The organism is Pseudomonas sp. DW-iso3, from assembly GCF_058725305.1.
In genome coordinates, this window is record NZ_JBZXDZ010000005.1 from 320,431 (window position 1) to 338,772 (window position 18,342).

General features: G+C 60.5%; 17 protein-coding genes. 3 read left to right on the plus strand and 14 right to left on the minus strand.

Going from position 1 to position 18,342, the window contains the following annotated elements; genetic code table 11:
- Positions 1-93: 93 nt before the first annotated feature.
- From AC4PS7_RS16585 to AC4PS7_RS16630, 10 genes are all read right to left on the minus strand, one after another.
- Positions 94-954 carry an aldose 1-epimerase gene (locus AC4PS7_RS16585; protein ID WP_205517837.1) on the minus strand — a complete coding sequence of 287 codons (861 nt, stop codon included), beginning with the start codon at positions 952-954 and terminating at the stop codon, positions 94-96.
- Positions 954-2,234, minus strand: coding sequence for a TRAP transporter large permease (locus AC4PS7_RS16590; protein ID WP_021492835.1), 1,281 nt, complete (start codon positions 2,232-2,234; stop codon positions 954-956). Before AC4PS7_RS16590 ends, AC4PS7_RS16585 begins: the two co-directional genes overlap by 1 nt.
- Before the next feature lies 1 nt (position 2,235).
- The gene (locus AC4PS7_RS16595) at positions 2,236-2,763 is read right to left on the minus strand and encodes a TRAP transporter small permease (protein WP_010209377.1); all 528 of its coding nucleotides are present in this window, start codon (positions 2,761-2,763) and stop codon (positions 2,236-2,238) included.
- Between the two features lie 64 nt (positions 2,764-2,827).
- Positions 2,828-3,790: a TRAP transporter substrate-binding protein gene (locus AC4PS7_RS16600; protein WP_010209378.1), complete on the minus strand. Its 963-nt coding sequence runs from the start codon at positions 3,788-3,790 to the stop codon at positions 2,828-2,830.
- Positions 3,791-3,841: 51 nt separating this feature from the next.
- Positions 3,842-4,717 (minus strand): SMP-30/gluconolactonase/LRE family protein, encoded by an 876-nt coding sequence (locus AC4PS7_RS16605; protein ID WP_010209380.1) that lies wholly within the window; start codon positions 4,715-4,717, stop codon positions 3,842-3,844.
- A 3-nt stretch (positions 4,718-4,720) separates the two neighbouring features.
- The gene (locus AC4PS7_RS16610) at positions 4,721-5,545 is read right to left on the minus strand and encodes an NAD-dependent epimerase/dehydratase family protein (protein ID WP_010209382.1); all 825 of its coding nucleotides are present in this window, start codon (positions 5,543-5,545) and stop codon (positions 4,721-4,723) included.
- A 232-nt stretch (positions 5,546-5,777) separates the two neighbouring features.
- Positions 5,778-7,040, minus strand: coding sequence for an OprD family porin (locus tag AC4PS7_RS16615; protein WP_010209383.1), 1,263 nt, complete (start codon positions 7,038-7,040; stop codon positions 5,778-5,780).
- 257 nt (positions 7,041-7,297) lie between these two features.
- A complete protein-coding gene (copD, locus tag AC4PS7_RS16620; protein WP_010209384.1) occupies positions 7,298-8,155 on the minus strand; it encodes a copper homeostasis membrane protein CopD in 858 nt (285 codons plus the stop codon).
- A gap of 3 nt (positions 8,156-8,158) precedes the next feature.
- Complete coding sequence (gene copC, locus AC4PS7_RS16625) at positions 8,159-8,524, minus strand: copper homeostasis periplasmic binding protein CopC (RefSeq protein WP_010209386.1); 366 nt, start codon at positions 8,522-8,524, stop codon at positions 8,159-8,161.
- Complete coding sequence (locus AC4PS7_RS16630; protein ID WP_010209387.1) at positions 8,518-8,985, minus strand: GNAT family N-acetyltransferase; 468 nt, start codon at positions 8,983-8,985, stop codon at positions 8,518-8,520. The genes copC and AC4PS7_RS16630 overlap by 7 nt, the downstream gene beginning before the upstream one ends.
- Positions 8,986-9,128: 143 nt before the next feature.
- Between AC4PS7_RS16630 and AC4PS7_RS16635 the strand changes: the two genes are divergently transcribed.
- A complete protein-coding gene (locus AC4PS7_RS16635) occupies positions 9,129-9,749 on the plus strand; it encodes a TetR/AcrR family transcriptional regulator (protein ID WP_010209389.1) in 621 nt (206 codons plus the stop codon).
- Positions 9,750-9,867: 118 nt separating this feature from the next.
- Here the strand turns inward: AC4PS7_RS16635 and preA are convergent, their stop codons facing one another.
- The 3 genes from preA to hydA all read right to left on the minus strand — a co-directional run bounded on the left by preA (position 9,868) and on the right by hydA (position 14,110).
- Positions 9,868-11,142, minus strand: a complete 1,275-nt coding sequence (preA, locus tag AC4PS7_RS16640) for an NAD-dependent dihydropyrimidine dehydrogenase subunit PreA (protein WP_010209390.1) — start codon at positions 11,140-11,142, stop codon at positions 9,868-9,870.
- Positions 11,142-12,509 carry an NAD(P)-dependent oxidoreductase gene (locus AC4PS7_RS16645; protein WP_305375147.1) on the minus strand — a complete coding sequence of 456 codons (1,368 nt, stop codon included), beginning with the start codon at positions 12,507-12,509 and terminating at the stop codon, positions 11,142-11,144. The genes preA and AC4PS7_RS16645 overlap by 1 nt, the downstream gene beginning before the upstream one ends.
- 161 nt (positions 12,510-12,670) lie before the next feature.
- Positions 12,671-14,110, minus strand: a complete 1,440-nt coding sequence (gene hydA / locus AC4PS7_RS16650; protein WP_010209394.1) for a dihydropyrimidinase — start codon at positions 14,108-14,110, stop codon at positions 12,671-12,673.
- A 591-nt stretch (positions 14,111-14,701) separates the two neighbouring features.
- On the opposite strand from hydA, the gene AC4PS7_RS16655 reads away from it, so the two are divergent.
- Both AC4PS7_RS16655 and AC4PS7_RS16660 read left to right on the plus strand, forming a co-directional pair.
- On the plus strand, positions 14,702-16,189 hold the full coding sequence (locus tag AC4PS7_RS16655; protein ID WP_010209396.1) for an NCS1 family nucleobase:cation symporter-1: 1,488 nt from the start codon (positions 14,702-14,704) through the stop codon (positions 16,187-16,189).
- A 158-nt stretch (positions 16,190-16,347) separates the two neighbouring features.
- Positions 16,348-17,631, plus strand: a complete 1,284-nt coding sequence (locus tag AC4PS7_RS16660) for a Zn-dependent hydrolase (protein WP_042572094.1) — start codon at positions 16,348-16,350, stop codon at positions 17,629-17,631.
- 130 nt (positions 17,632-17,761) lie between these two features.
- Here AC4PS7_RS16660 and AC4PS7_RS16665 read toward each other — a convergent pair whose 3' ends face one another.
- Positions 17,762-17,971, minus strand: a complete 210-nt coding sequence (locus AC4PS7_RS16665; protein ID WP_021492831.1) for a DUF6124 family protein — start codon at positions 17,969-17,971, stop codon at positions 17,762-17,764.
- Between the last annotated feature and the right edge of the window lie 371 nt (positions 17,972-18,342).

Consider the following 18,342-nt stretch of genomic DNA (forward strand, 5'->3'; position numbering starts at 1 on the left):
GCAGGAGCGAGCTTGCTCGCGAAGATCGTCAACGATAACGCGGGGCGCCTGATGCCCGCGTTGCCCTGAGGTTTTTCGCGAGCAAGCTCGCTCCTACAGGGGGGTGTATTTCAGGTTGAAATTGAGTTGGACCGACTGATTGTGTTCCAGCAGTTTCAGGCCCGGTCGTCCCGCCAGGTGATGAGCGTTCACTGGATGACTCACCGGCTCGACGCAAAAGAACCCCAGCCCCGGCGGGCAGTACAGCAGGAAGTAGTCGGCCCCGCTGGCCTGGCATTCCAGCGCATAGCCCAGGTCCGGCTGTTCGATCCGGCAGTACCCATCCCACTGGCAAAAGCCGTTGTCCACCAGGCCTTCGGGCAGGGTATTCAATACCTGGAAATCCCATTCGCCCGGCACCAGCGTCAACCCGGTCGGCAGCTTGGACGCGTCACTCATCCACACCTGCGCGGCCCTGGCCTGCAACCGGGTACCTGGCCGGCGCGGAAAGTATGGATGCAAGCCCACGCCATGCCACGCCGCTGTTTCGGCCAGGTGTGTCACCCGCAGCTCGATACTCAACGCCCCGTCGTTCAAGCGAATCCGCTGCTCGGCGCGATAGGCAAACGGCGTGTCACAGCGCACTTCCAGCACCACTTCATCCGCTGTGTGGCTGACCACCTGCCACGCCTGCTGCCAGGCCGAACCATGAATCGGCAGCGGGTCGGTCAGGCTGTTGGGCGTGAGCGCGAGCCAACCGCCGGGGTTGTCGAAACCGCCGTGGGCAATGCGGTTGGACCAGGGCACCAATGGATAGCACCCCAGCTTGCCCGGCAAACCGGTATCGATCGCCTGCTGATCGTTATGGCGCAGCAACGGCTGCCCGGAGGCGCGCACCGTCCAATTGACAAGGCTGCCTCCCGTGGCTGGCGCGAGGGTGAGGTGGGTCAGGTTGTCCTGCAGTTCAATCAGCATCAGAGCACCACGCTTGGCAGCCACAACGACAGCGCCGGAATGTAGGTCACTGCCATCAGCACCAGGAACAGCACGCCATAAAACGGCAGCAGCGCTTTCACGGTCTTCTCGATACTGACCTTGCCCACCGCCGCGCCCACGAACAGCACCGCGCCCACCGGCGGGGTGATCAAGCCGATACCGAGGTTGACCAGCATGATCATGCCAAAGTGCACCGGATCGACGCCGATACCCAGCACCACCGGCAGCAGGATCGGCGTGAGGATCAGGATCAACGGCGCCATGTCCATCACCGTGCCGAGCAACAGCAGCATGGCGTTGATGCACATCAGGATCACGTAGCGGTTGTCCGACAGGGTCAGGAACAGCGTGGTGATCTTCGCCGGGATCTGCATCAGGGTCATGATGTAGCCGAAGCTGGCGGCGAAGGCGATCAGGATCATCACAATGGAAATGGTGCGCACCGTGCGGTGCATCAGCTTGGGCAGCTCGCTCCATTTGTAGTCGCGGTAGATGAACATGGTCACGAAAAACGCCCACAGCACCGCAATCGCGGCGGACTCGGTGGCGGTGAAAATACCCGAAAGGATACCGCCGAGGATGATCACCATGGCCATCAGGCCCCAGAGCGCATCGGCGCAGATTTTCAGCGCCTGCTTGAGCGGGATGACTTCACCCTTGGGGTAGTTGCGCTTTTTCGCGAAGATCAGGCACAGCACCATCAGGCACGCGCTCATCAACAACCCAGGCACCACGCCAGCCATGAACAGCGAGGCGATGGACACCGTGCCGCCCGCCGCCAGGGAGTAGAGCACCGAGTTATGGCTGGGCGGGGTCAACAGCGCCTGCACCGAACCGCTGACGGTCACCGCGGTGGCGAATTCACGCGGGTAGCCACGGCGCTCCATTTCCGGGATGAGCACTGAGCCGACCGAGGCGGTGTCCGCCACCGACGAGCCGGAAATCGCGCCGAAAAACGTCGAGGCCATGATGTTCACCAGCGACAGGCCACCGCGCACAAAGCCCACCAGCACGCCGGCAAACGCGACCAGCCGCCGTGACATGCCTCCTTCGGCCATGATCGCGCCAGCCAGCACAAAGAACGGAATCGCCATCAGCGAAAACTTGTTCACGCCGCCAGCTACCTGGATCATCAGGGCCTGGAACGGGATATCGATCCACCACGCACCGATCAGCGCTGACAACCCCAGGGCGTAGGCCACGGGCATGCCGATCAGGATCAAGGCGATAAAGCTGCCCAACAGAATCAATGCGTCCATATCAGGCAGCCCCTTCGCTTTCTTCAACCAGGTCGAAGCGCACGACCCGACGGTTGCTCTGATCACCGAGCAAGAGTTTCTCCACCACGAAAATCAAGGTCAGCAGCCCGCCAATCGGGATCGGCATGTAGGTGATGCCCACGCGCAGGGTAGGAATCGCACTCATGAACTGGTTCCAGGTGGACAGGCACAGTTTGGTGCCCCAGATAGTCATGAACAGGCAGATGGTGCCCATCAGCAATTGCGAAACGACGCCGATGATCTGGCGTTGGCGGGGCGGCAGGCGGTCGGTGACCATGGCCACCGACATATGCGCGCCGGCGCGGTAACTGGCGGCGGCGCCGATAAAGGTGAACACCAGCATCAGCAGGATGGCGGTGGGCTCCGGCCAGCTGGAGCCGGTGCCGAGGACGTAGCGGGCGAAGATGCCCCAGGGGATGATCAGCGCGACTCCCAATACCGAGAGGCCGGCGACCCAGATACAGGTCATGTAGATGCGGTCGTTGATGCGCAGCAGTAAATTCTTCATGGCGTTCACCGTAACCGGGCGCGTCGATGCCGACCGCGCCGGGCCTTGCTAGAGAAGGAGGGCGTTACTGAACGGCGTCGATACGCTGGATGATGTCGGCGTACGCCGCCCCGTACTTGGCGCGAACCGGTGCGGTGGCGTCATAGAAGGGTTTTTTGTCGACGGTGATGAACTCCACACCGGCGGCCTTGAGCTTGGTTTCACTGCTGGCGGACTTGGCGTCCCACAACACACGCTCGTCAGCCTGGGCGGCCTTGGCGGCTTTTTTCACCATATCCTGTTGCGCGGGGGTGAGTTTGTTCCAGGTGATTTTTGACATCACGATGGGCTCGGGCAAGATCAGGTGCTCGGTGAGGGTGTAGTACTTGGCGTTCTGGAAATGGTTGTGCTCAAGCAGGGTCGGCGGGTTGTTTTCCGCGCCGTCGATCACGCCGGTCTGCAGGGCGCTGAAGATCTCGCCGGTGTCCATGGCGATGCCATTGGCCCCCATTTCATTGAACGCTTCGATGAACAAGGGGTTGCCTTGTACGCGGATTTTCATGCCCTTGAGGTCTTCGATCTTGCGCACGGGTTTCTTGGTGTAGAGGTTGCGCGTGCCGCCGTCCATCCAGGCCAGGGCGACCAGGCCGAATTCGGAGTCGGTGATCTTGGCAAGGATTTCGTCGCCGATCTCGCCGTCGATGACCTTGCGCATGTGCGCCTGGTCACGGAACACGAACGGCAGGTTGAACACGTTCACGTCCGGCACCACCGGGCCGACGATGCCCAGGCTGACGCGGGTCATCTGGATAGCACCGACTTGCGCCTGTTCGACCACTTCTTTCTCGGACCCGAGGACACCGCCTGGGAAATACTTGAAGGTCAGTTCGCCGTTGCTTGCCTGGGTCAGGGCCTTGCCCATGTTCTCTTCAGCAACGACGGTGGGGTAGCCGGCGGGGTGGATGTCGGCAAATTTGATTTCCAGCGCATGGGCGGCGCTGCTGAGGGCGAAGCATGCGGCGGCGAGCAAGGTGCGTTTGAAGTCCATGGGAGGTCTCTCCTGTCTTGTTATTGTTGTATTCAAGGCACAGCGATGCAGCTAGAGGGTGAACGTGGGCTCCGGCAATCCGACAACGCCGGGGTTGAGGGCGAACACGCCGCCGGACAGTGACTGTTCACTCTGGTCATCGCGGATCGAGGTGACGAACAAGGTGTCCAGGCGACTGCCGCCAAACGCGCACATGGTGGGTTTTTTCACCGGTACGGTGAGGGAACGATCGAGGCGACCGTCGGGGCTGAAACGGTGGATCAGCCCGGCGTCGTTGGCGCAGATCCAGTAGCAGCCGTCGGCATCCACGGCGGCGCCGTCGGGGCGGCCGAGGTGCTTGTGCATATCCACGAACACGCGGCGATTGGAGGGCGTGCCGGTGTCGATGTCGTAATCGAACGCCCAGATCTGCTGCACCAGCGGGTGTGAGTCCGAGGCATACATTGTGCGGCCATCGGGGCTGAAAGCCAGGCCATTCAAGGTGATAAAACCGTCCAGTTGCGCATGGGGCGCCGCACCTGATGTGTAGCGATACAGGGTGCCCTCGGCTGCATTCAACCCCATGTTCAGCACCATGCTGCCGGCCCAGAATCGGCCCTGGCGGTCGCAGCGGCCGTCGTTCAGGCGCATGTCCTGGCGTGGGTGCTCGACAGCCGCCAGTAGCGTGGTGTCGAGGCTGCCGTCGTTGTGCGGGGTGAGCTGGAAGAAGCCGGTTTCCATGCCGGCGACCCAGTTGCCCGCATCGGTGCGGGCGATGCAGGCAAGCATCTGCGGGGCTGTCCAGGCGGCCACGTGGCCGGTGGCGGCGCTCCAGCGTTGCAGGCCACCCTTGGGGATGTCCACCCAGTACAGGGCGTTTTCCCCAGGCACCCACACCGGGCATTCACCCACGGCATTGCGCGCGTCGACAATCAATTCAGCGTTCATGGGTCAATCACCGAACGGGCCGGCCGCGCAGAACGCGCCGCCCTGGTAGACCTTGGCCGGGTCATTGTCGGACACCGGTGGCTGGGTTTCGACCTGGGCACGGAACACTTCGGAGCTGTCCTTTGGCGCAAAGCCCAGGTGGGCGGCGTAGCGGTTGTCCCACCAGGTGTCGAGGTTATCCGACATGCCGTAGACCACGGTGTGCCCGACGTTGGGGGTGTACAGCGCGCGCTCGAGCAACTGAGTCAGGTCGTCGAAGCTCAGCCACGTGTGCATCATCCGACGATTCTGCGGTTCCGGGAACGACGAGCCAATGCGGATGCTGACGGTCTCGATGCCATAGCGATCAAAGTAGAAGCTGGCCATGTCTTCGCCGTAGGACTTGGACAAGCCGTAGTAGCTGTCCGGGCGGCGAGGGGAGTGGGCGTCGAGTTTTTCACCTTGCTTGTAGAAGCCGATCACGTGGTTGGAACTGGCGAAAATCACGCGCTTCACACCGTGGCGGCGCGCGGCTTCATAGATATGAAAAATGCCGCTGATGTTCGCGCCGAGCACTTCTTCGAAAGAACGCTCCACCGAGACGCCGCCGAAGTGCAGGATCGCGTCGACGCCTTCCACCAGGTGGTGCACGGCTTGTTTGTCGGCGAGGTCGCAAGGTTGCACTTCTTCGGACGCGTCGGCAGCCGGGGCCATATTGGCGATGTCCGACAGACGCAGTACCTGGGCATAAGGGCGCAGGCGCTCGCGCAGGACCTTACCCAGGCCGCCAGCGGCACCGGTGAGCAGCAGGCGGTTGAATGGAACGGGCGTGGTTGGGGTAGTGGTCATGAGGGTTCCATTGTTGTTGTAGGTTGTCGTATGACTATGCCGAAGTATCGTTAGGGATTCCCTTGGTTGTCAACGTCCTTGCGGTCAGGTGATGGCCGGAAATGTGGGAGCGGGCTTGCTCGCAAATACAGTGTGTCAGTCGACTCATCCGCGGCGGATGTAGCGCATTCTCGAACAAGCCCGCTGCCACAGGGGTATGCGTTGACGGGAAGTTTCCGCTCGATCCGAAACCCTACAGCAGTGAGATCGGGTAGCTGATAAAGAGGCGATTTTCATCGAACTCGTTATTGCTGAAATCCCGACGCATGGTCGAATTGCGCCAGCGCACATTCAGATCCTTCAGTGCGCCGCTTTGCACTGTGTAGGCCAGTTCCGACTCCCGACCCCATTCCTTGCCATCGGTGATTGCCCCGGTGTGTACGTTACTGCCGCTGATATAGCGGTTCATCAGGGTCAACCCCGGAATGCCCAGTACCACGAAGTTGAAGTCATGGCGCACCTGCCAGGATTTTTCCTTGGCGTTATCGTAGCTGGCGTTGTAGCTGTCGTTGGCCAGGGTCCCGCCGCTGGTGCCGTTGACCCGCATCCACACGCTGTCACCGGTGAGTTTCTGCAGGCCCACATAGAAAGTGTTGCCGTTGTATTTGGCTGAGAGCAGGGCGAAAGCGGTTTTGTTGTCGAGGTCGCCGGCCAGGGCGCTGCCGTCTTCCTTACCGGTGAAAAAACCGAGGTTGGCGCCCAGGGTCCAGTCGCCGACAGGTTGGCTGTGGGTCAAGTTGAAATACTGCTGCTGGTAGATGTCGCTGAGTTCGGCGTACCACACACCGACCTGGGTGCGTTTGTCGTTGAAGCTGTATTCGCCGCCACCGAAGTTGAAGCGGTCGGAGGTGAACGCGGCTTTGCCGTTCATGAACATGTCTTCCATGCTCGCATCGTTGCGCGGGCTGTTACCGCGAAACTGCCCGCCGTAAAGCGTCAGGCCGGCGATTTCATTGGAGGTGACCTGGCCTCCGCGGAAGGTCTGGGGCAGGGAGCGGCCGTCGTCGGAGCGCAGGATCGGCAGCACTGGCATCCATTCGCCGACCTTCAATTCAGTCTTCGATAATTTGGTTTTCAGCGCCACGCCAAGGCGCCCGAAGTTATCGGCCGGGCGGCCATCGCTGTGGATCGGCAGCAACTGCGTACCGCCGGTGCCTTTACCGCCATCGAGCTTTTGCGAATACAGGCCCAGCACATCAATGCCGAAGCCCACCGTCCCTGTGGTGTAGCCGGACTTGGCGTCGAGAATGAAGTTCTGCGTCCATTCTTCGGCCTTGCCCTGGGGGTTGGTCGGGTTGGTGAAGTTACGGTTGAAGTAGGCGTTGCGCAGGTTGAGCGTGGCCTTCGCGTCTTCGATAAAACCGTCGGCCTGAACGCTGAGGGGGAGGGTAAATGCCAGGCTGCCGAGACCGAGGAGGCCGATACATGAGGACGAATTGCGGGCGAATTGACTCACAGTGGAACTCCCTTTTTTGTTGTTTTTATTATTTGTCATACGTCGTCGTACAACATTGAGCGGGATATTTGCGAGGTTTTCGAGGGCTGTCAAGCAGAAGTTATACGATGACTCGGGGCGGGTTGATCAAAAGCGGGCACCGCCACTGTGGGAGCTGACTTGCCTGCGATGGCATTGCCGCGGTGTTCCTGCCAGACCGTGTTGTCTCCATCGCAGGCAAGCCAGCTCCTACAGGGATTGCATTTCAACCTCTGTTTTTAGCCGGCCATAACCATTGGCGGGAGGGTACCCAACAGCGAGACGGCGGCTACCGCTGAAACACCCAGTAACCATTCCAGCATCACGCTGGCCTTCAAAGTGCCCAATCGCGCTTCACAACGTTCGATACGGAGCCGGTTCAGCAAGGCCAGCGCCAACATCCCCAGCACCAGCAGCACCTTGATCAACAGGATCAACGCGAACCCCTGGAACAAAGGCGTGGGCCACAGTTGCCCGGTAAGCACACGCACGTTGATCAAACCGGTGACCAGCAAACCGGCGACCAGGCCATAACCCACACCGCTGAACCGCCGCAGGATCGGCTCCAGCGCCAAGGGGGGCGAGTGCCTGAGGATCAACACCAGCAGGAGCAATCCGCCTAGCCAGGCACCCACACACGCCAGGTGCACCACCTGATTGAGGATCAGTAATTGCCCGCTGAGCCCATCGAGCATGGCGCCATGGCCGACCGGCGCCAAGGTCCCCAGCAACAACGCGATGACCGCCAAGCGCAGTGCCCGCCAGGGTTTGATCAGCACGATCAGCAGCAACAGGTTCAATAGCAGGTGCCATACCCACACCTGGCCAAAGAAGGTCTTGCCCAGTACCAACTGCACGGTGGCCGGTTGCAGCGCCGCGTCCCAGCGACCTGCCATGCTGGCGGTAATCAACAGCAACCAGGCCACGCCGGAAAACACCCCCAGCCAGGCCAGCCCACGGGTGATACGGTCAAGTTGCCGGTCCAGTACCGGTTGCGTTTCAGCGCCCAGCAGCCAGGGCCTGAAAGCGCAGGACCCGAACATCAGCAGCACGACGATGAAATGCAGGAAGCGGCACAGCACCAGCAGCGTCGCCATGGGTTATTGGCCGACCTTGAAGCTGTACTCACCGTTGCTCTTGTGGGTGTCGACCGAAACCGCGTTCCACACCACTGTGTAGTTACCGGCGGCCAGTGGTGCGGCCGGGGTGACTACCAGGACTTTCTTGTCGGCTCCTAAGGTTTCCAGGCCCTTGATCGCAACTTCGGTGCCGTCCTTGCTCAGGGACACCTTGGTAAAGGTGGCCTCGACGCCTTCGCTGAAGGTCAGGCGCAGGTCTTTAGGCGCGGCGACGCTGCTGTCGGCCGCCGGTTCGGCGCTTTTGAGGTGCGCGTGGGCGAATGCGGCAGATGCACCCAGCAGGGAGGCGAGCAGGGCGACGGTGGTGAGGCTTTTCTTGATCAACATTGTTCAATACCTTCGGGGTCAGGAGTCGGTAAAGCCATGTGCAGCAACGGAAAGGGCTTGCCTTCGCCATCCAGCGGCGAGCGCGCGACCTGGATAAAACCATAATGCAGATAGAAGCCCACGGCTTGGGGGTTTTGTTCGTTCACGTCCACCGTGAGCGTGTCGTGACGGGCGCGGGCGTGGTCCAGCAACTGGCGGCCGATGCCCTGGCCACGGCGGTCGGGCTCGATGAACAGCATTTCCACGTTGTGCCCACCGGTGCCGATGAAACCGGCGATGCCGTGTGGGTCTTCATACACCCACACATCCAGCGCGGGCATTGGCAGGTAGGTGTCGCGCACCAGGGGCAGCAGACGTTGGATGTCATCCTCGGGGAGGAAATCATGGGTGGCGCGTACCGAGCGCTCCCACAGTGCTCCCAGCACGGGGTCGTCGGTGGGCACGCGAGGTCGAATAGTCATTGCGATGATCCTTCATGGGGACCGCGATCCTAACCAATCCGATTTCTAGGGGAAAGGTTCGCGTCAGAAGTTTCATTATGGGCTGTCGCCGCGATCTAGAGCCGATGGTAGTCTTTAAGCCAAGTTGTTGTCAGGGAGCCCTTATGGGCAATCACAAGATCGGAATTCGTCGGGTCAACGTCGAGAAAATCCTGCTGGCGGCGGAGAAAATCTTCGCCGAAAAAGGCTATGGCAGTACCGCCATGGCGGATATCGCCGAAGAAGTGCAACTGCCGCGCTCCAACCTGCATTACTACTTCACCACCAAAAGCGAGCTGTACAGCGCGGTGCTGTTCGATCTGCTGGAGGTGTGGAAGCAGGACGCCTTGAGTTTTGAGACCTTCGATGACCCGCGGGTGGTGCTCAGCAGTTACATCCGCGCCAAGATGCAACGCTCGCGCACCCGGCCCTATGGCTCGAAAGTCTGGGCCAATGAAATCATCCACGGCGCGCCGACGCTTGGTGAGGCATTGGATGAAAGCCTGTACGACTGGGCCAAGATGAAGGAAGCGAAAATTCGCCAGTGGGTGGAAGACAAACGCATCCTGCCGGTGGAACCGTCGAGCCTGCTGTACATGATCTGGGCCTCGACCCAGCACTATGCCGACTTTGATCATCAGGTGAAGATCCTGAATGAGCACCAGCCGTTGTCGGATATGCAGTTTGAGAAGGCAATACAGACGGTGACGAGTGTGATCTTGCGGGGGATTGGGCTGGAGCCTTGACGGGTCGAGGCTGATGGCCTCTTCGCGAGCAAGCCCGCCCCCACATTCGACTGCATTCTATCTGGAGGAATGCGGTCGAATGTGGGGGCGGGCTTGCTCGCGAAGGCGGCCTGAAGGGCTACACAGCTTCGCGGTAGGGATTCCTCGGATCCTGCGTCCAATTCAAGAACGGCTTGCCTGTGTCCATCGGCACCATCTCGATACAGTCCGCCACCGGGCAGGTGATCTGACACAGGTTGCAGCCCACGCACTCATCATCGATCACCTCGTATTTATGCGTGCCATCCGCCTGTTTCAAACTGGCGATGGCCTGGTGCGACGTGTCCTCACAGGCAATGTGGCAACGTCCGCAGCCAATGCAGGCTTCCTGATCGATCTTCGCAATGACTTGATAGTTGATATCCAGGTACTTCCAGTCCGTCGTGTTGCCCACCGCACGCCCGGAAAAGTCCTGCAGGCTGTTGTAGCCTTGGCTGTCCATCCATCGCGATAGTCCGTCCTTCATCTCCTCCACAATCCGAAACCCATGCAGCATCGCCGCCGTGCACACCTGCACCGCGCCGCAGCCCAGGGCTACAAACTCCGCCGCGTCACGCCAGTTGCCGATGCCACCAATGCCGCAGATCGGCAGGCCCTGGGTCTGCGGGTCGCGGGCGATTTCGGCGACCATGTTCAGCGCGATCGGCTTGACCGCCGAACCGCAATAACCGCCGTGGGTACTTTGGGTGCCCACCACCGGCAGCGCGACCATGCGTTCCAGGTCGACGCTGGTGATGGAGTTGATGGTGTTGATCAGCGACACCGCATCCGCGCCGCCGCGATACGCGGCCCGCGCCGCCACGCGAATGTCGGTGATGTTCGGCGTGAGCTTGACGATCACCGGCAGCGAGCAATAGGTTTTGCACCAGCGCGTCACCTGTTCCACATACTCCGGCACCTGGCCTACCGCCGCGCCCATGCCGCGTTCGGGCATGCCGTGGGGGCAGCCGAAGTTCAGTTCGATACCGTCGCAGCCGGTGGCTTCCACCAGCGGCAGGATTGTTTTCCAGGACTCCTCGACGCACGGCACCATCAGCGACACGATCAGCGCGCGGTCGGGCCAATCCTTTTTCACCTGGGTGATTTCCCGCAGGTTGATCTCCAGGGAGCGGTCCGTGATCAGCTCGATATTGTTGATGCCCATCACTTCACGGTTGGGACCGTAGTGCGCCGAGTAGCGTGACGACACGTTGACCGCTGCAGGGTCTTCGCCAAGGGTTTTCCAGACCACGCCACCCCAACCGGCCTCGAAGGCGCGCACCACGTTGTAAGCCTTGTCGGTGGGCGGCGCGGAGGCCAGCCAGAACGGGTTGGGGGCTTTGATACCGGCAAATACAATCGAGAGATCGGCCATTACGCAGCCTCCACATTCAACATGAGTTGGGCGTGCATGGCCTCGGCGGCCAGCTTGCCGTGTTGCACGGCCTGCACGGTGAGGTCCTGGCCGAGGCTGACGCAATCGCCACCCGCGTACACACCGGGAATGCTGGTGCGCAGCTGTTCGTCGACGAAAATCCTTTCACCGACACGGTGCAGCTGCTGGGCCAGCGGATCGTGCAGTGCCTCGTTGTCGAAACCCTGGCCGATGGCCTTGAAGATCGCATCGGCAGCCAGTTCGAAGGTTTCGCCGGTCGGGAGCAGACGGCCGTTTTCCATGCGCGTGCGCAGGAAGCGCATGCCGCGCACATGGCCCTGATCGTCCAGCAGCACCTCCTTCGGCTGGGCCCAGGTCAGCAGGCGTACCTGGTTGGCCTTGGCGATGTCCTGTTCATGGTGGGTGGCGCCCATGTCCGCCAGGCCACGGCGGTAGACGAGGTTCACATCGTGGGCACCGAGACGGGCCATCTGCACGGCCATGTCGATGGCGGTGTTGCCGGCGCCGAGCACGATGCAGCGATTGGCCAGGGGCAGTTGGGTCAGGTCGTCGGCCTGGCGCAGTTCGCGGATGTAGTCGGTGGCGGCGAGCAGGCCGGGGGCGTCTTCGTGGGGCAGGCCGAGCTGTTTGCTCGCGGCCAGGCCGAGGCCGAGGAACACCGAATCGAATTGTTGATGCAGCTCGCTGAGGGTCAGGTTATCGCCGAGGCGCTGGCCGTGACGAATCTCGATGCCGCCGATTTGCAGCAGAAAATCCAGCTCCTTCTGCGCGAAGTCATCCACCAGTTTGTACTTGGCGATCCCGTATTCATTCAGGCCGCCGGCCTTTTCCCGGGCCTCGAAAATCACCACGTCATGGCCGTGCAAGGCGCTGCGGTGGGCGCAGGCCAGTCCCGCAGGGCCTGCACCCACCACGGCGATACGCTTGCCGGTCGAGGCTGCGCGATGGAAGGGGTGCTCGGTGAAGTGTGCATTGTCGACGGCATAACGTTGCAACAGACCGATCAGCACCGGCGCGCATTCTTCAGCGTTGTTACGCACGCAGGCTTGCTGGCAGAGGATCTCGGTGGGACAGACCCTGGCGCAACTGCCGCCAAGAATGTTGGCCGAGAGGATTTTTTGCGCCGCGCCTTGTACGTTTTCGGTGTGGATGTTGCGGATAAACGACGGGATGTCGATTTCGCTGGGGCACGCATTCACGCACGGCGCGTCGTAGCAATACAGGCAGCGCGAGGCTTCCAGTTGTGCCTGGCGGGCGTTGAGAGGCGGTGCCAGGTCGGTGAAATGGCTGGCGAGGGTGGCCCCGTCTTCGTGGGGATGGGGGAGGTGGGTCAGGGTCTGGATCACGGTTTTGGCCTCACGGTGATTGAGGTGCTGCCTCTGATGGGCATTGGTTTTTTTGTTGCCTGTGCTGGCCTCTTCGCAGGCAAGCCAGCTCCCACATGCATCGGGTTCACAGGGTTAAAATGTGGGAGCCGGGCTTGCCCGCGACAGGCCTAAGGCCGTTTTCAGCGCTTCACAGCAGTGGGCCTGGAACGCTCTGCGCGCTTGCTCAACTGCTCGAACACCGGCGGGTACGTCGGCCGCTCTACATACCGCCCGGCCCCGCGCTCGGCGCGCAGGTCGCCATCGGCCCAGACCAGCTTGCCCTGGCTGATGGTATGGCTCGGCACGCCGCGCACGGTCTTGCCTTCGAAGATGTTGAAGTCGACTTTCTGATGGTGGGTCTTGGCGGAAATGGTCCGCGTCCCCTCGGGGTCCCACAGCACCAGGTCGGCATCCGCGCCCACACGGATCGCACCTTTGCGCGGGTAGAGATTGAAGATCTTCGCAGTGTTGGTGGAGGTCAGCGCGACAAACTCCTGCATCGACAGGCGCCCGGTGTTGACCCCTTCATCCCACAACAAGGCCATACGGTCTTCGATGCCGGCGGTGCCGTTGGGGATTTTGCTGAAGTCGTCACGGCCGGCGGCTTTTTGCTCGGCGCAAAAGCAGCAGTGGTCGGTGGCAGTGGTGTGCAGGTTGCCGGATTGCAGGCCGTGCCACAGCGCTTCCTGATGCCCGCGTGGGCGGAACGGCGGGCTCATCACGTAACCGGCGGCGGTCTGCCAGTCCGGGTGCTGGTAGACGCTGTCGTCCAGCAGCAGGTGGCCGGCGAGGACTTCGCCATAGACCGGTTGGCCTTTGCTGCGGGCGTAGGTGATTTCATCCAACGCCTCTTTGGTGGACACATGCACCAGATAGAGCGGCGTGCCGATGGTCTCGGCGATGCGGATTGCGCGGCTGGCCGCTTCGCCCTCGACTTGCGAAGGGCGCGACAGCGGATGCGCCTCGGGCCCGGTGATGCCCTGGGCCATCAGCTTGCGTTGCAGGTGGTACACCAGCTCGCCGTTTTCCGCATGCACGGTGGGCACCGCGCCCAGTTCCAGGCAGCGTTCGAAGCTGGCGACCAAGGTGTCGTCCGCCGCCATGATTGCGTTCTTGTAGGCCATGAAGTGCTTGAAGCTGTTGATGCCGTGCTGACTCACCAACTCGGCCATTTCTTCACGTACCTGTTCGCTCCACCAAGTGATCGCTACGTGGAAGCCGTAGTCTGAAGCGGATTTTTCCGCCCAGCCGCGCCACTGGTGAAACGCTTCCAACAGGGATTGCTGTGGGTTGGGAATCACAAAGTCGATGATCGATGTGGTGCCGCCCGCCAGACCTGCCGCCGTGCCACTGAAAAAGTCTTCACTGGCCACAGTGCCCATGAAGGGCAGTTGCATATGGGTATGAGGGTCGATGCCGCCGGGCATCAGGTATTGGCCGCTGCCATCGAGTATTTCAGTACCGGCGGGAATATCCAGATTCGTACCAATAGCCCGAATTAGACCGCCCGCGCATAACACATCGGCGCGATAACTTTCATCATGGGTAACAAGGGTGGCGCCACGGATCAACAGCGACATGTCGAGTTCCTCACAGGCTTGACCGGCTTGTGCCAGTTCTAAATGTTGTAATGCTGCTTACCGATGATCGATTAATTCCTGTCATCGGTGACAGGAATAGAAACTAGCCCGAGTTTTTCGATTGAGCAAGAAGATTTTTCATAAGCTTATATCAATGATAACTAGTTGATTATTAAGGATAAAAAATGAAATTCACCAAAATGTAGCGTGCACTCACCATTTTGACGCACTTGACAGGTTCTTAAATTGAGCAACATTTCTTATTGCAAATCAGACGCTTGAGACTTGCCTCTTGACGGGGCGGGAAAATAAAAATAATTGTGTTGCACCAGATTGAGTCCTGATGGTTCGGCCAACTTTCGCTTTAGTTAGCCTGAGTAAAGCGGCAAGTTCCGAAGGCTCACTCGGAAAGCTGATAAACATCAGCAAGTTATATAAGCGGTGTGGGTGCGGTAACGGTTGTCGGCACGGATATTGAGTGCAGTGGCGGCTGGCCGGGCCCGTGATGTCATGTTGTTTACGAGGTACTCCGGCCACCTGCACACACCTTGCAGGCGAGCAACAATAATTCGAAAAAACCGTGGAGCGGCCATGCAACAGAACAGATCGCAAGTCATTGAACGCAACGGCCTGTACGAACTCGACGCCGGCCCCGACGTCCTCGACAGCCCCCGCTATAACCACGACATGGCACCGACCAAGGTGCATGAACGCACCTGGAACAAGTGGCACATCACCGCGCTGTGGGTCGGCATGTCGATCTGCGTGCCCACTTATACCTTGGGCGGGGTACTCACCGCGTACTTCGGTCTGTCGGTGGGGGAAGCGCTGATGGCGATCCTGCTGGCCAACATCGTGGTGCTGATTCCGTTGACCCTCAACGCCTTCCCCGGCACCCAGTACGGCATACCGTTCCCGGTCTTGTTGCGCTCGTCGTTCGGCATCCTGGGTTCCAACGTGCCGTGCCTGATCCGGGCGCTTGTGGCCTGTGGCTGGTTTGGTATCCAGACGATGTTTGGCGGGCTGGCGATTCACCTGTTCCTGGGCTCGATTTTCGAGGGGTGGAAGTCCCTAGGCGGCACCGGTGAAGTGATCGGTTTCATGATGTTCTGGTGCCTGAATCTGTGGGTGGTGTTACGTGGCGCCGAGTCGATCAAGCGCTTGGAAACCCTGTCCGCGCCGCTGCTGGTGGCGGTGGGCATCGGCCTGCTGGTATGGGCGATGCCCAATGTGTCCCTCAGCGAGCTGATGGCCATCCCGGCCAAGCGTCCAGAAGGTGCGAGCCTCACGGGCTACTTCATGGCTGGCCTGACGGCGATGGTGGGGTTCTGGGCTACCTTGTCCTTGAATATTCCTGACTTCAGCCGCTACGCCAAAAGCCAGAAGGACCAGATCCTCGGGCAGATCTTCGGTTTGCCGCTGACCATGTTCCTGTTCGCCGCCCTCGGCGTGATCATGACTGCTGCCTCGGTCAAGCTGGTCGGGGTGAGCGTGTCCGATCCGGTGACCCTGATCGGGCATATCCAGAGCCCGGTGTGGGTGGCCGTGGCCATGGCGCTGATCATCGTCGCGACCTTGTCCACCAACACCGCGGCGAACATCGTCTCGCCCACCAATGACTTTCAGAACATTGCGCCGAAGCTGATCAACCGCACCACGGCGGTGATCCTCACCGGTTTGGTGGGGTTGGTGCTGATGGGCCATGAACTGCTGAAAAAACTCGGCTTGATCGTCTCGGATGTGAGCCTGGAAACCGTGTATTCCAACTGGTTGCTGGGCTACTCAAGCCTGCTGGGCCCGATCGCCGGGATCATGGTGGTGGACTACTTCATCACCCGCAAACAGCAACTGGACCTGGCCGGTCTGTACCGCGACGACGTGTACCCGGCGTGGAACTGGAGCGGCTTTATCGCCTTTGGCGTGCCGGTGGTGCTGACCTTGCTGTCGCTGGGCAGTGATGCGTTCAGCTGGTTCTACAGCTATGGCTGGTTTACCGGTTCGGCCTTGGGCGGGTTGTTGTATTACGGCCTGAATGCCAGGCGTGGCATCAGCCCCGTTGCCGCCAAGTCACCTCTGTAAACACGGCCAATGTGGGAGCTGGCTTGCCTGCGATTGCATCACCTCAGTTCGGCAGAAATACCGAGCCGCCTGTATCGCAGGAAAGCCAGCTCCCACACACGCCAGCTCTCACAGTTGAGTGAGTCAATTCATAAGAAATGTAGCCTGAGGAGATCCCCATGAACGCTGCCCTCGACGTTCTGCAATCGACCCATCAGCACATCAACCGCGACCGCTTGTGGCAGTCGCTGATGGACCTGGCCAAACTTGGCGCCACCCCCAAGGGCGGCGTGTGCCGCCTGGCGCTTACCGACCTCGACCGCAAAGCCCGCGACCTGTTTGTAAAGTGGTGCGAAGAAGCCGGTTGCACGGTCACCATCGACGGCATCGGCAATATCTTCGCGCGGCGCCCCGGCCGCAATCCCAACCTTCCACCGGTGATGACCGGCAGCCACATCGACACCCAGCCCACCGGTGGCAAGTTTGACGGTTGCTTTGGCGTACTCGCCGGCGTGGAAGTGCTGCGCACCCTCAATGATTTGAAGGTAGAAACCGAGGCGCCGCTGGAAGTGGTGGTGTGGACCAATGAGGAAGGCTCGCGCTTTCCGCCGTGCATGATGGGCTCGGGGGTGTTTGCCGAGAAATTCACCTTGGCGGACACCTTGGCCAAGGTGGATGTGGATGGCGTCAGTGTCGGCGACGCGCTGAATGCGATTGGCTATGCGGGCTCGCGCGCGGTAAGCGGTCATAAAGTGGGTGCGTATTTCGAGGCGCACATCGAACAGGGCCCGATTCTTGAGGACGAGCAGAAAACCATCGGCGTGGTGCTCGGCGCACTCGGGCAGAAGTGGTTTGACCTGAAACTGCGTGGAGTTGAAGCGCATGCGGGACCAACGCCGATGCACCTGCGCAAGGATGCCTTGGTGGGCGCGGCGGCAGTGGTAGCGGCGGTGAACGCAGCGGCACTGGGGCACCAGCCTCATGCGTGCGGGACGGTGGGTTGCCTGCAGGCTTATCCGGGATCACGCAACGTCATTCCAGGCGAAGTGCGCATGACCTTGGATTTCCGTCACCTGGAACCGGCACGTCTGGATTCGATGATTGCGCAGGTGCTCAAGGTCATTGAAGACACCTGCGCCAAACATGGACTCAGTTTCGAGATGGAACCCACCGCAGACTTCCCGCCGCTGTATTTCGACAAAGGCTGCGTGGACGCTGTGCGCAATGCGGCGAATGGCCTGGGCCTGTCGAACATGGACATTGTCAGCGGGGCAGGGCACGACGCGATCTTCGTTGCCGAACTCGGTCCGGCAGGGATGATCTTTGTGCCGTGTGAGGGTGGCATCAGCCATAACGAAATCGAGAATGCCGCACCTGATGACCTGGCGGCAGGGTGTGCGGTGCTGCTGCGCGCCATGGTCGCCGCCTCGGCAGCCATCGCCAACGGCAAACTCGCTGCCTGAAACCCGGCGGTTCAGTTAGGTGTTTACTGATTGGTCCACTGCAATCGCAGGCAAGCCAGCTCGCACATTTGAAAGGCTTCACAGCTTAAAAATGTGGGAGCCGGGCTTGCCGCCCTGACAGACGATGCTGTTACTGGGAGATTGCCTCGTTGGTGCCATCTGCGACTCGATCCACCAACAGCTGCACGCCCTCCACCCTCCGACAAATCCCCCGCACCACACTGCGTTGCGGACCATCGACTTCAAAAACCGGGTTCGCGGCAATGGCATTGATGGATTCAAGATCCTGAGAGGCATTGACCAGCAGGGTTTCGTTGTCGAGGGCGGGCCCGAAAGACATGTCCCAAACCTTCGTATGCCAGATTCAGGAACTACTAAAAAGTCGCTTTACTCAATCGTTACCACGATCCTGCTGGCGCTATGCTTGGTGTATATCGGCGGCGGCTGGCTTCTTTCGCCAAGTCGCCCGCAATTGACAGAGGTTGTACTCCGCACGCCTCTGAGCAATGACGCGTCCGTCTAGGGTGTGAAGGATGATCGTGGAGGGGCAACTGTTCCGTTCACCTACCGATACTACGTCTATCGCACCTTTGGGACTGACACAGAAGTATTGTCTGCTTTGGAAGGTGCTAGTCCATTTTTGATTACGCGTGACGCATCGGCAAAGATTGAGGTGCAAGGCCAAACGATCACTGTCTCGGTGGCGGGGGA

Bases quoted from the DNA above. Each gene is read 5' to 3' on its own strand.
- AC4PS7_RS16585 (WP_205517837.1), bottom strand. From the start codon at position 954: ATGCTGATTGAACTGCAGGACAACCTGACCCACCTCACCCTCGCGCCA.
- AC4PS7_RS16590 (WP_021492835.1), bottom strand. From the start codon at position 2,234: ATGGACGCATTGATTCTGTTGGGCAGCTTTATCGCCTTGATCCTGATC.
- AC4PS7_RS16595 (WP_010209377.1), bottom strand. From the start codon at position 2,763: ATGAAGAATTTACTGCTGCGCATCAACGACCGCATCTACATGACCTGT.
- AC4PS7_RS16600 (WP_010209378.1), bottom strand. From the start codon at position 3,790: ATGGACTTCAAACGCACCTTGCTCGCCGCCGCATGCTTCGCCCTCAGC.
- AC4PS7_RS16605 (WP_010209380.1), bottom strand. From the start codon at position 4,717: ATGAACGCTGAATTGATTGTCGACGCGCGCAATGCCGTGGGTGAATGC.
- AC4PS7_RS16610 (WP_010209382.1), bottom strand. From the start codon at position 5,545: ATGACCACTACCCCAACCACGCCCGTTCCATTCAACCGCCTGCTGCTC.
- copD (WP_010209384.1), bottom strand. From the start codon at position 8,155: ATGGCGACGCTGCTGGTGCTGTGCCGCTTCCTGCATTTCATCGTCGTG.
- copC (WP_010209386.1), bottom strand. From the start codon at position 8,524: ATGTTGATCAAGAAAAGCCTCACCACCGTCGCCCTGCTCGCCTCCCTG.
- AC4PS7_RS16630 (WP_010209387.1), bottom strand. From the start codon at position 8,985: ATGACTATTCGACCTCGCGTGCCCACCGACGACCCCGTGCTGGGAGCA.
- AC4PS7_RS16635 (WP_010209389.1), top strand. From the start codon at position 9,129: ATGGGCAATCACAAGATCGGAATTCGTCGGGTCAACGTCGAGAAAATC.
- preA (WP_010209390.1), bottom strand. From the start codon at position 11,142: ATGGCCGATCTCTCGATTGTATTTGCCGGTATCAAAGCCCCCAACCCG.
- hydA (WP_010209394.1), bottom strand. From the start codon at position 14,110: ATGTCGCTGTTGATCCGTGGCGCCACCCTTGTTACCCATGATGAAAGT.
- AC4PS7_RS16655 (WP_010209396.1), top strand. From the start codon at position 14,702: ATGCAACAGAACAGATCGCAAGTCATTGAACGCAACGGCCTGTACGAA.
- AC4PS7_RS16660 (WP_042572094.1), top strand. From the start codon at position 16,348: ATGAACGCTGCCCTCGACGTTCTGCAATCGACCCATCAGCACATCAAC.
- AC4PS7_RS16665 (WP_021492831.1), bottom strand. From the start codon at position 17,971: ATGTCTTTCGGGCCCGCCCTCGACAACGAAACCCTGCTGGTCAATGCC.